Source organism: Bacillus sp. YP1 (assembly GCF_000877815.1).
GTDB classification, from domain to species: Bacteria; Bacillota; Bacilli; order Bacillales; family Bacillaceae; genus Bacillus; species Bacillus subtilis.
Map to the genome: position 1 here is coordinate 2,009,984 of NZ_CP010014.1, position 11,543 is coordinate 2,021,526.

The 11,543-nt window shown below is 42.3% G+C and carries 12 protein-coding genes and 1 riboswitch; of the genes, 2 read left to right on the forward strand and 10 right to left on the reverse strand.

From position 1 onward, the window contains the following. Positions 1-52: 52 nt before the first annotated feature. The 8 genes from gudB to QF06_RS09710 form a co-directional block, all read right to left on the reverse strand. Positions 53-1,327, reverse strand: coding sequence for an NAD-specific glutamate dehydrogenase (gene gudB / locus QF06_RS09675; RefSeq protein ID WP_003230536.1), 1,275 nt, complete (start codon positions 1,325-1,327; stop codon positions 53-55). Positions 1,328-1,482: 155 nt separating this feature from the next. Then, complete coding sequence (locus tag QF06_RS09680) at positions 1,483-2,067, reverse strand: genetic competence negative regulator (RefSeq protein WP_003230533.1); 585 nt, start codon at positions 2,065-2,067, stop codon at positions 1,483-1,485. Between the two features lie 158 nt (positions 2,068-2,225). Continuing rightward, positions 2,226-3,005: a metallophosphoesterase gene (locus tag QF06_RS09685; protein ID WP_003230532.1), complete on the reverse strand. Its 780-nt coding sequence runs from the start codon at positions 3,003-3,005 to the stop codon at positions 2,226-2,228. An 86-nt stretch (positions 3,006-3,091) separates the two neighbouring features. Beyond that, positions 3,092-3,535, reverse strand: a complete 444-nt coding sequence (locus QF06_RS09690) for a YpbF family protein (protein WP_003230531.1) — start codon at positions 3,533-3,535, stop codon at positions 3,092-3,094. A 62-nt stretch (positions 3,536-3,597) separates the two neighbouring features. Then, positions 3,598-4,329, reverse strand: a complete 732-nt coding sequence (locus tag QF06_RS09695; protein WP_038429216.1) for a LysM peptidoglycan-binding domain-containing protein — start codon at positions 4,327-4,329, stop codon at positions 3,598-3,600. Further along, on the reverse strand, positions 4,280-4,882 hold the full coding sequence (locus QF06_RS09700) for a CPBP family intramembrane glutamic endopeptidase (RefSeq protein ID WP_014477208.1): 603 nt from the start codon (positions 4,880-4,882) through the stop codon (positions 4,280-4,282). Before QF06_RS09700 ends, QF06_RS09695 begins: the two co-directional genes overlap by 50 nt. A 26-nt stretch (positions 4,883-4,908) precedes the next feature. Continuing rightward, positions 4,909-6,399 (reverse strand): RecQ family ATP-dependent DNA helicase, encoded by a 1,491-nt coding sequence (locus QF06_RS09705; protein WP_015251799.1) that lies wholly within the window; start codon positions 6,397-6,399, stop codon positions 4,909-4,911. After that, on the reverse strand, positions 6,392-7,450 hold the full coding sequence (locus tag QF06_RS09710) for a YpbB family protein (RefSeq protein WP_041849976.1): 1,059 nt from the start codon (positions 7,448-7,450) through the stop codon (positions 6,392-6,394). The genes QF06_RS09705 and QF06_RS09710 overlap by 8 nt, the downstream gene beginning before the upstream one ends. A gap of 265 nt (positions 7,451-7,715) precedes the next feature. Here QF06_RS09710 and QF06_RS09715 point away from each other — a divergent pair, with 265 nt between their 5' ends. Next, positions 7,716-7,964, forward strand: a complete 249-nt coding sequence (locus QF06_RS09715; protein WP_003225461.1) for a ferredoxin — start codon at positions 7,716-7,718, stop codon at positions 7,962-7,964. A gap of 39 nt (positions 7,965-8,003) precedes the next feature. Here QF06_RS09715 and fmnP read toward each other — a convergent pair whose 3' ends face one another. After that, the gene (gene fmnP, locus QF06_RS09720) at positions 8,004-8,576 is read right to left on the reverse strand and encodes a riboflavin transporter FmnP (RefSeq protein WP_004399159.1); all 573 of its coding nucleotides are present in this window, start codon (positions 8,574-8,576) and stop codon (positions 8,004-8,006) included. Between the two features lie 153 nt (positions 8,577-8,729). Continuing rightward, a riboswitch (FMN riboswitch) is annotated at positions 8,730-8,864 on the reverse strand. A 208-nt stretch (positions 8,865-9,072) separates the two neighbouring features. Here fmnP and serA point away from each other — a divergent pair. Then, a complete protein-coding gene (gene serA / locus QF06_RS09725) occupies positions 9,073-10,650 on the forward strand; it encodes a phosphoglycerate dehydrogenase (protein ID WP_004398713.1) in 1,578 nt (525 codons plus the stop codon). Between the two features lie 42 nt (positions 10,651-10,692). Here serA and aroD read toward each other — a convergent pair whose 3' ends face one another. Continuing rightward, the gene (gene aroD / locus QF06_RS09730) at positions 10,693-11,460 is read right to left on the reverse strand and encodes a type I 3-dehydroquinate dehydratase (protein WP_043940146.1); all 768 of its coding nucleotides are present in this window, start codon (positions 11,458-11,460) and stop codon (positions 10,693-10,695) included. Positions 11,461-11,543: the final 83 nt, after the last annotated feature.

Consider the following 11,543-nt stretch of genomic DNA (forward strand, 5'->3'; position numbering starts at 1 on the left):
AAATCTCCTATTTTATCATAGGAGATTTTTTATTTTTATGCAAATCATCAACTTATATCCAGCCTCTAAAACGCGAAGCTTCAGCCATTTTGCGAACGCCGACCATATATGCAGCGAGCCTCATGTCAATTCTACGGTTGTTAGCCATTTCATAAATATTGTTAAATGATTTGACCATCATTTTTTCTAATTTTTCTTCTACCTCTTCTTCACTCCAGTAGAAGCCTTGGTTATTCTGAACCCATTCAAAATAAGAAACTGTTACGCCACCGGCACTTGCCAGCACGTCTGGTACAAGCAGAATGTCCCGGTCTGAAAGAATTTTTGTTCCTTCAAGCGTTGTTGGTCCGTTCGCTGCTTCAACGACAATTTTAGCCCGGATATTATGGGCATTTTCTTCTGTAATTTGATTTTCAATCGCAGCAGGAACGAGAATATCACAATCCAGCTCCAGCAGCTCTTGGTTGGTAATGGTATCGTTGAAAAGCTTTGTTACGGTACCGAAGCTGTCGCGTCGGTCGAGTAAATAATCGATATCAAGGCCTTCCGGATCATAAAGTCCGCCATACGCATCTGAGATGCCGACAACTTTTGCCCCCGCATCATGCATAAATTTTGCCAAATAGCTTCCCGCGTTTCCGAAGCCTTGGACAACGACACGCGCACCTTTAATATCGATGCCTCTCTTCTTAGCCGCTTCTTTAATACAGATGGTAACACCTTTTGCTGTCGCAGATTCTCTCCCGTGAGATCCGCCAAGCACAAGCGGTTTGCCTGTAATAAATCCAGGCGAATTAAATTCATCAATTCTTGAATACTCATCCATCATCCAAGCCATGATTTGTGAGTTTGTAAATACATCCGGTGCCGGCACGTCTTTTGTCGGGCCGACAATTTGGCTGATCGCTCTGACATACCCTCTGCTCAGACGCTCCAGCTCTCTAAACGACATATCCCTTGGATCACAAACAATTCCGCCTTTACCACCGCCATATGGAAGATCTATTATGCCGCATTTTAAACTCATCCAAATTGAAAGCGCCTTCACCTCTTTTTCTGTTACGTTCGGGTGAAAACGTATCCCGCCTTTCGTTGGACCGACAGAGTCATTGTGCTGCGCACGATATCCTGTGAAAATCTTTACTGAACCGTCGTCCATACGAACAGGTATTTTTACCGTTAATAATCTCATCGGCTCTTTTAACAATTCGTATACCTCTTCGGGATATCCCAATTTTTCCAGAGCCTTATGTATTACGGTTTGGGTTGATTTTAATACATCAAGTTTGTCCTCTTCTGTATGACCGGTGTTTCGATCGGCTGCCATTTGAGTTAACCTCCTAGAATCTTCTGTTTCTCACATGCTCCCTTTCAGAGAATAGTATACACCTTCATATGATCTGTGCATAGAATAAACGTTATGTTTTTCCATGTTTTTTAACGAAAAAAAACTGCTGAAATCAGCAGTTTTCCGTTGCATTTTTATGAAAAATGAGTTTGTATCGTTTCTACGGCATTACCGTCCATAATGAGCTTACCATACTCTTGCAGGCGATAAATCGTTAAAGTTGTCGGATTGCCGTATTCAGCCAGAACCGCCACAACCCCTTCAGCCGTATGTGACCCTAGATCTTCAAGGCTTAAAAAGTACTGCCCGTCATAGTGGTAGACAGTTCCCCCTGTGATACCGATTCGCTGTAAGCTTTCTGAAAGCTGAATGATATCTTCAAAGGAATGGAATTGATATATGATGTCCGCGCTTTCATCAAGCTTGACTTGCATTTCGATGTAATCATCATCATACTCATCGTCTTCTGAATCGGCGTCTTGGTTCTTTGTTACAATCACGACCATCCCTTGTGCTTGGAGAGAATACACTTCCACTGCAATCGGTCCATTCGCTTCAAAGCCGAGCTCTGTATTTGCTTCATTCATCATATCTTTAAATAACTGGTGGACTTTAAATGAGTCCTTCCAGAGGTCTTCTTTTGTCAATCCCCGGTCTGTCAAATCATCGAGGGTTAAAAAGATTTTGATCTTATTATAATTCAGACGCTCAAGCCGCATAACGTTCCCTCCTGCCTCTACTTGCACACAAATCATATAACACATTATATGAGATGATGAGTCATAGGTTCTTAATTGTTATCAGTTTACACTGAGTTCACTAGTAAGACAAGCACAATGCAGTTTTTATTGCCATATGGATTTTTGCTTTTTAGAAGTTATTCTGGCCCGCAAAGAGTCACAATGTGTGTTTCAGGCTCAGCACCTAAACGAAGAGGCACTTTTGTCGTGCCGTAGCCGTTGCTGATCAGATATGCCGCGTTTTTAACAATACCTGTTTTCCCCAGTTCATAAGGACCGAATTTTCCAAACCTGATCTGGCCTCCATGGGTATGTCCGCTGAGTATCACATCAATACCGTCATCTTCATTGATTTGTTCATGAATCTCCGGATTATGGCAAACCAGAATATTCAGCTGGCTTTCATCAAGTTCTTTGATGGCTTCCTCATAATGATCCATCTCCATCCTGATATCATCAACCCCCGCAATCGCAATCGTATGCCCATTGTATGAAAACGGGACTGACTCATTTCTCAGAGTGATGACGCCGTGCGCTTTAAATATGGAATACAGCTTATGCTGCCTGACTTCATAATCATTATTCCCCCACACAAACACGATAGGGACCCCGAAATGCACGAGCCTTTTGATGTTTTCCTCGATTCTCGCACTGGGCACCCCGCCCTCAGCTAAATCACCGCCGATTATAACCAAGTGAGGGGCATGGCTTCGCGCTTTTTCTAAAAGGTCTTGATCGATGAGACGTTTGTGAATGTCTGAAATAAAAAAGATTGTCAGAGGCGGCTTGCCCTTCATCTTTGATAAAGGAAACGTATGTGTCTTCAAATGATTGCCTTTTGCTGTTGCATACATTTTTGCCGTCATTGCCGCTGCCGCAACAGTTAGTACACCGGCAATTTTCACTGATAGCTTCATAAAAAAACTCTCCATTCTTTTTAGAACTTATCAATAAGACGGACAATAAAAAAAGACGTTTCTATCGTTTGAGAAAACGCCCCATTTTATTTACTTTCAAAATATAGATTAATGTCATATTTGTGCTTCATCATATGAAAAACAGACTCTCTCGCCTTCCATTTATCGGGCTGCGGCCAGAGATCAGTGCTTTTCTGAATAATTTCACATCTCAGTTTATGGAAATCAGTCTCGGATTTTTCTTCCTTTTTCTTGAAATAATATGAAGTGCAGTAGGCAAAAGCGGTTGCCAGCATCCAAAATAAATAAAAGGTATGACTAAGTATTTCTTGAAGTATAAGCTGAGGCTCCGGGCTTTTGATCATGATCATAACACATAATAAGCCTAGGCAGATAAGTGAAGCCCATCGCCATCTGCGGCATTGTGCTGCATAATTTTCGAATTTTTGTTTTCGTTTTACCAGCGCTTGGAGCATCTGTTTGGTCGGCGCGTCTGTAAACTGATCCAGCTGATTCCATAAGGATTCCATACGCTTCACACCTTGTCCATTTTCATTGCTATAATATATGAACGTAAAATAAAAATAATACCCTATTCATCCATTAAGGGGATGTCCAAAACTTGTCCGGTGTAAACATCATTTCCATTCAGATGATTATACGCTCGAATTTTTTCTTCTCCTGTCCGGCTTTTATAATACTTCATGGAAATACGGTATAGCGTTTCTTTCTTTTGGACGGTGTGCTTGACAACGCGATTCGGCACATTTTGAACTGGCTCAGCCGGCTGCTGTTGCTGTTCTTGCTGTTGTACTGTTGATTGGGAAGAGGAAGCAGCCGCGGCGGTTGCTTCCTCCTTATTTGCCGAGTCTTCTTTTTCCGCTACAGCAGTCTGTTTCTTATCAGCAGCTGTTTGCTCTTTTGGCTTGGAATCTTCTGGCTCTTTTTTTGACTCCTTCTGCAGTGCGGTTTCTTTAGTGTCTGCGGTATCGTTTTTATCCTCTGATTTCGGGACAACCTCATATTTGCTTTGGCTGCTGTCAATAAATACGTCTTCATAATCGTCATGATTATCCGGGTGGCTCTTTAGATAAAATAAGGTGACTAAAACGATAACTGGCACAAATACAAATATTACTGCGAGTACTGTGAATAATGGCGTTTTTGTTTTGCCTTGCTTTTTTTTCTGTTCTCTTTGATTTTTTACAGATTGTCTTGTCGGAAGGCTTTCTCCATCATCGACATAATCGTCCGCCAATGCGGCGTTTTGATCTTCATAAAGATTCTGGGCTTTTCTTCTCTCTACTCTCGACATGTTCGTCATGTTTATCCCTCCTCACATGTTCAAAACGAATCTGACAGGCAAACACGGCATCAATGATAAAATGCGCCGTCATCGGAACAAATAAGTTGCCGGTCCATTCATACATCAGACCGAGCAAAAAGCTGATTGCTGTCACCATAATAAATAACAGCCATTTTGACAAATACCGAAAGTGCAGAGCGGCAAATATAAGGCTGGCCGCCCATAAACCGATATGAGTCTGCAGCACTCCTCTGAATAACATTTCTTCCGCGAAAGCAATCAGAAGCGTTAAAAATATAATATGAGGGATTGACCTCTTACTGAATATTTTTTTATTGATTCCGCCGTCATCATATAAATGAGACGGAAACCATTTCATTACTGCCATATCGGCTAAAATAACAATAACAGCTATAGAAACACCATACCAGATGATTCGCATATCGCGAATGTCCCAGAGCTTTAATACGTCCCGTACATCCTCAAAAAAGAACAGTCCTGCTGCAGCAGCGGCAAATATGATGAGTAGCTGCGTCAAATATAACTGCTTCAGCATGTCACGGTCAGTCATATGCTGAATATAATCTTTTTGCTGTTTCAGTTCAGCTCACCTACAGTCTGCAAGCTGAATATCCGGTGCAATTCCGAACTCCAGCTGTCTAATGGCGCCATTTTACTCCGTTCCCCTTTTTGTTCATACAAGGATAAATCAAAACCGCAATGTGAACAGCACGGGAGGTTTCCGTCATCGGGCTCGTATGATTCATCAAAGTAGGTTAACAGTGCCTGCCTTAAACAGCCGTCACGCTGAAGCAAAAATGATACACGGTGCATTTTTTCCAGCTTCAGCTCCATGCGATATGAAATTTCTTTCTTCATCAGTTCAACTGATGTTTTTCCCTGCATAAAGAGATGAATCATCATACGGGCCTGTGTCTCTCCGACGCCATACTGAAGTAATACGTCACGCAGCCTTCTCTCATCCCGCTCCTCCGTCTTCTCTAGCACACGGATTACGTCGGCGATTTCTTCAGCTGTGACACTCTCCATCTGGATAATTTGTTCCTGCAATTCAAAATCCCCTGGCGCCCGCAGCAAAATGCTGACACTCGGCTTTCCGTCGCGTCCCGCTCTGCCGATTTCCTGCATAAAAGCTTCTGCCGTCTGCGGGAGGTGAAAATGAATCACATATCTGATATCAGGTTTATCGACACCCATTCCAAACGCATTCGTACAACATATCACATCAAGCTGGTTATGAATAAACTGCTGCTGAATTAAAATCCTGTCCCCTGACTCCAAACCGCCATGGTAAAAGTCGGCTCTGCTGCTCGTTTTGCTTTTAATCTCACCCGCTAATTCCTCAGCCCATTTCCGTGTCGGACAATAAACAATTCCCGGGCCTTGCAGGTTTTCAACCAGCTGAATGACCCTATCTATTTTTTCGGCAGTATCCGCCGCATTTTCAACCCTCAGTGCGATGTTTGGGCGGTTGACTGAGTTGAGATGGCGTACAGCATGCTGCAGCTCTAGCAGGTTCATGACATCTTGCAGCGTTTCCTTTGTAGCCGTGGCGGTCAATGCCAGAACGGGCGGGTGACCAAGTTTTTTTCTCAGCTGTCCGAGCTTTGAATAATCAGGCCTGAAGTCGTGTCCCCATTCAGAAATACAATGCGCTTCGTCAATAACAAATAGGCTGATCGGGACGCTTTTCAATTTTTCCAATACATATGGAGACTGTAAAGCTTCAGGAGACAAGTACAAAAATTTATATCGATGAATATGTTCTAAAACAAATTGTCTTTCCTGCCTGTTAAGCATGCTGTTCAAAGCTGCAGCACGCTTTTCCCCCCGGGCTTTCAGCTGCTGCACCTGATCCTCCATTAAAGAAAGCAGTGGAGAAACGATTAATACCATGCCGTCAAGCATATAACCAGGCAGCTGGTAGCAAAGCGATTTCCCTCCCCCAGTCGGGAGCATTGCAATGGTATCCTTCCCGCTGAGTATGCTTTCAATAATGTCCTGCTGCCCTTTTTTAAAGGAAGTAAAACCAAAAAACTGATATAACGTTTGCTGTAATTTAGTCATATTGCTGCACCTGCTTTGTCAATGCCAGTCTGATTTGAAAGTAGCTGAACCGCTGTTCCAGCCCGTCGCGAATTTGTTTGATTTTATTCGTCCGCATCCGTTTGGCAAACTCTGCGATTTGGAGCTGGTCTTCTGCTGATACATAATCATTTATCATAAACGTAGGCTCATGGAGAGAAATCTCGACAATGTGGTCTTCAATCGTCGCTGTTTTCAGCTTTCTGATTTCAGCAATTCGATGTATCGGAAACCCTTGTTTGACCATCTGCCATGTTTTCCTCGTCGACTCTGTCAGGGCATTATCTAAGTGTACATCAGAAAGGAGATCCTTTAACAAAGCATCTTCACACTCCGGAAGAGAATGAATAAAATAATGTACCGAAGCCCAAAACATGATATAGACATACCATTCGTCTTCTTTCATCGTATCAGCAAGCTGCCTGCTCGTATAACCGATCCGATGGTGCGAGGTTAAGGAGTAGACAAAAATTTGCGCTGCTTTGTTTTCAATCTTTTTCAAATGCGCCTCAAGCATGGCAAAAAGGCTTTTTGCCATCTCTATATGATCCGTATGCCGGGACAGGTATTTCTTTACCCAGTGAAGAGTCTTATGATCCTTTGTGACAGGGATATACTGCCTGCTCCCTTGCTGTTTATGGGATAAGACCTGCACAAGCAGCGAAAGCCTTTTCCAAAGCACGCCGGCAGCCTGCTGATAATGAGCACCGTGACAATAAACGGGCCACGGCCGCTCGCTAAGGGAATGTCTCAAAACTGCTGCGCCGCTGGCTGTCACTTTGTATGTATCTGTTTCAGACATTGGCGCGAGATATGAATGCTTTTCAAGCTTGTCAAGCGACGCAGAAATATCGCCTCTCGAACATTTTGCCGCCATTCCGAAGTATTTTGCAGTCTGAAATAAGCCGGCATCTTGAATGGTTTGTGACGATCTCTTGCCTTTGAATAGGTGAAAAACAGCGCTTCCCGACCGTTCCCCGTTTATTTTGCAAAGACAATCGAGAACCATAATATCGAAGTAATTTAATGACAACCTATCCACCTACATTCTTCCTGACAAAAATCGTTGATTTGCTCTTTTTATTTTAACAGATTTCAAACAGAAATCGACGTTTAAAGTCATCATTAAGGGGGATGTTATGTAGATAACCCCTTATGTGATAAGCATTCTCAATCATTTTTCTGTTGAAATGTGGCAGCAACATCATTACAATAAGTAAGAGGAATAGGTGTTAAATTGATTAAATATAAAGATTGATCCATTTGTTCCACCAAGAACAATCTGGGAGGTTTTATTCATGGCAAAGTACACAATCGTAGACAAAGATACATGTATTGCATGCGGCGCTTGCGGAGCTGCTGCACCAGACATTTACGATTACGATGATGAAGGCATCGCGTTCGTAACGCTTGATGAAAACAAAGGTGTTGTCGAAGTTCCTGAGGTACTGGAAGAAGATATGATTGACGCATTTGAAGGATGCCCTACTGATTCCATCAAAGTGGCGGATGAGCCATTTGAAGGCGACCCGCTTAAATTTGAATAGAAGTAACTAAAAAAAGCTCCCGAACGGGGGCTTTTTTATTTAATGGATATGTGCACTTCGCTGCTGCTCAATCCATGGCTTAAGCTTGATAAAAATTAGTGAGAATACAACCGTAATTACAATACCTTTTATCATGTTAAACGGCAGGATACCTGCGACGACTGCTGTTTTTAGCGCGCTGTCGGATAATGCCGGTGAATGTAAAAACCACGTGTATGCCGGAAGAATCAGAACATAATTTAAAATACTCATTAAAATGGTCATCGCTGCAGTTCCCAAAAGCAGGCTGACAGCCAAGCCCTTTGCTGAGTTGAGTTTTTTAAATAAGAAAGCAGTCGGTAATATAAAGAGTGTTCCTGCAATAAAATTCGCAACTTGCCCTACAGGAACTCCGGCCATGCTTCCCTGAATGATATACTGAAGAACATTTTTTATCGCTTCTACGGCAATACCCGCCAAAGGTCCGTAAATCAGAATGGCAATAATAGCGGGAACGTCGCTAAAATCGATTTTTAAATAATCCGGAAGACCCGGAAACGGGAAATTTAACAGCATCAAAACAAATGCAATGCTGCTCAGCATGCTGACCACAACTAATTTTTTTACTTTCACTTCATTCTCTCCTTTTCGATCACATCTTACTCGAAAACGGAAAGGTTCTTTTCCAGCCAATAAAAAAACCGCTTCATATATAAAAGCGGGGTTTCGAAAATTAGGCTAGGCAAAGAAACGTTTGAAAAATTCAATTTCAAAACGCTTATGAACCTCCATCTTCTCCCATCCAGACTGTACTGTCGGCTCCGGAATCTCACCGAATCCTGCTGTAAAGACAGCTCGCGGGCTTAGAGCCATTGGCTCATCACCGCCGGTAGGGAATTTCACCCTGCCCCGAAGATTGATCATATGAAATTTAATTACATTATAAACGATAACTGGTTGGCTGTATAGAGAATTGCTTCAAATTATATATATTACCTGCAAGCTGTCAAATCATTGATTTATTAGGCTTTACTTTTATCCTTTACTGCGTCAATACACGTTGACACTCTTTTGAGAATATGTTAAATTATCAGATATTTAGTTTGTCAATTTAGGAGGAAATCTAACGATGTTTCGAGTATTGGTCTCAGACAAAATGAGCAACGACGGTTTACAGCCACTTATTGAATCAGACTTTATTGAAATCGTTCAAAAAAACGTAGCAGATGCAGAAGATGAATTACATACTTTTGATGCTCTTTTGGTGCGAAGTGCGACAAAAGTAACAGAAGACCTTTTCAACAAAATGACTTCTTTAAAAATTGTCGGAAGAGCCGGTGTCGGTGTCGATAATATCGATATTGATGAGGCTACGAAACACGGGGTAATCGTGATCAATGCTCCGAACGGCAACACCATTTCGACAGCTGAGCATACATTTGCAATGATCTCTTCTTTAATGAGACACATTCCGCAGGCTAATATCTCAGTGAAATCCAGAGAGTGGAACCGCACAGCTTATGTGGGTTCAGAGCTCTATGGAAAAACGCTTGGTATTGTAGGATTAGGCCGAATCGGAAGTGAAATTGCACAGCGTGCGAGAGCGTTCGGTATGACAGTGCACGTTTTTGATCCTTTCTTAACGGAAGAAAGAGCGAAAAAAATCGGCGTAAACAGCCGTACATTTGAAGAAGTGCTTGAAAGTGCGGATATCATTACCGTTCACACGCCTTTAACAAAAGAAACAAAAGGCTTATTGAATAAAGAAACGATTGCAAAAACGAAAAAAGGCGTTCGTTTAATTAACTGTGCGCGAGGCGGAATTATCGATGAAGCAGCACTTCTCGAAGCTTTGGAAAACGGGCATGTTGCGGGAGCGGCTCTTGACGTTTTCGAAGTTGAACCGCCAGTTGACAACAAACTTGTTGATCATCCATTAGTCATTGCCACTCCTCACTTAGGAGCATCAACGAAAGAAGCACAGCTCAATGTCGCCGCCCAAGTGTCAGAAGAAGTTCTGCAGTTCGCAAAAGGCCTGCCTGTCATGTCAGCTATCAACCTGCCTGCCATGACAAAAGATGAATTTGCTAAAATTAAGCCCTACCATCAGATTGCAGGAAAAATTGGCAGCCTTGTATCACAGTGCATGAAAGAACCAGTACAGGATGTTGCCATTCAATATGAAGGCACAATTGCTAAACTTGAAACATCGTTCATTACAAAAGCCCTTCTGTCAGGCTTTTTAAAACCGCGCGTTGACTCTACTGTTAACGAGGTCAATGCCGGGGGTGTCGCAAAAGAACGCGGCATCAGCTTCAGTGAAAAAATTTCCTCTTCTGAATCTGGATACGATAACTGCATCAGCGTAAAAGTGACAGGAGACCGCAGCACCTTTACTGTAACAGCTACGTATATTCCTCATTTCGGAGAACGAATTGTCGAGATCAATGGATTTAATATTGATTTTTATCCGACAGGTCACTTGGTGTATATCCAGCATCAAGATACAACAGGTGTCATCGGCCGAGTAGGACGTATTCTCGGAGATAACGATATTAACATTGCAACTATGCAGGTTGGCCGTAAGGAAAAAGGCGGAGAAGCCATCATGATGCTTTCCTTTGACAGACATCTGGAAGATAAAATTGTGAAAGAACTAACAAATGTCCCTGATATTGTGTCTGTGAAGCTCATTGATCTGCCATAATCAAAAAAACTCAAGCTATAAAGCTTGAGTTTTTTTATTGTTCTATCCTCGTGTGTTTTTATGCAAAATATCTAAGACACTCCTTAGCTCAGAAACAGGTATTTGACCTGGTGCGGACGCCTCTTCTCCAGCTCCAAAAGTACAAGCCGATCCAAAAACCTCACCGCTCAGCCTGCTGATGAGCCCTGTTGCAGCCATTGACATTGTAATAATGGGGCGGTCTGCATATTTTGTTTTCATTGTATACGTCGCATCAAGCAGCGTTAGGAGATCTCCAGTATCATTCGGCATAACAGCCATTTTGGGAATATGTGCCCCTAAATCCTGCATTTTCCGAAGTCTTGAAAGAATCTCATCTTTCGAAGGCGTTTTTTCAAAGTCGTGATTTGACATCACCACATAGACGTTGTTTTCTTCCGCCATCGATACTAACGCTTTTACATGTGCATCTCCTGAAAATAATTCGATGTCTATCAGATCGATGTCTTTTGTTTGGATTGCCGATTCCAGCAAAGCAAGATAGGAGCTTTCGTCCATCTCCATGCTCCCGCCCTCTTTGTGGGTTCTGAATGTAAATAGAAATAGCTTGTCTTCTAAAGATTTACGAAGCTTAGACATGAGCTTTGTGACCGCTTCTCTGTCATTAGCTTTTTCAAATACGTCGACTCTCCATTCAACAATGTCCGGATTCAGTAATTTTACTGCCTCTGCTTCATTCAGAATTTGTTTTTCCGTCTTTCCCATCAGCGGAACGATGATTTTCGGCATTCCTTCCCCGATGGAAACTCCTTTAATTGTTAACACGTTCACTCATCTCAAATCCTTTCAATCGTTACCTTGTTTTATTATACACGCACAACTTTTTTTTGAAAATTTCTATTATGAATAGCAAC

Excerpts from the sequence above, each read along its gene's own strand:
- QF06_RS09700 (WP_014477208.1), bottom strand. The coding sequence starts at position 4,882 with ATGACTGACCGTGACATGCTGAAGCAGTTATATTTGACGCAGCTACTC.
- QF06_RS09685 (WP_003230532.1), bottom strand. The coding sequence starts at position 3,005 with ATGAAGCTATCAGTGAAAATTGCCGGTGTACTAACTGTTGCGGCAGCG.
- gudB (WP_003230536.1), bottom strand. The coding sequence starts at position 1,327 with ATGGCAGCCGATCGAAACACCGGTCATACAGAAGAGGACAAACTTGAT.
- QF06_RS09695 (WP_038429216.1), bottom strand. The coding sequence starts at position 4,329 with ATGACGAACATGTCGAGAGTAGAGAGAAGAAAAGCCCAGAATCTTTAT.
- QF06_RS09680 (WP_003230533.1), bottom strand. The coding sequence starts at position 2,067 with ATGCGGCTTGAGCGTCTGAATTATAATAAGATCAAAATCTTTTTAACC.
- QF06_RS09705 (WP_015251799.1), bottom strand. The coding sequence starts at position 6,399 with ATGACTAAATTACAGCAAACGTTATATCAGTTTTTTGGTTTTACTTCC.
- serA (WP_004398713.1), top strand. The coding sequence starts at position 9,073 with ATGTTTCGAGTATTGGTCTCAGACAAAATGAGCAACGACGGTTTACAG.
- QF06_RS09715 (WP_003225461.1), top strand. The coding sequence starts at position 7,716 with ATGGCAAAGTACACAATCGTAGACAAAGATACATGTATTGCATGCGGC.
- QF06_RS09690 (WP_003230531.1), bottom strand. The coding sequence starts at position 3,535 with ATGGAATCCTTATGGAATCAGCTGGATCAGTTTACAGACGCGCCGACC.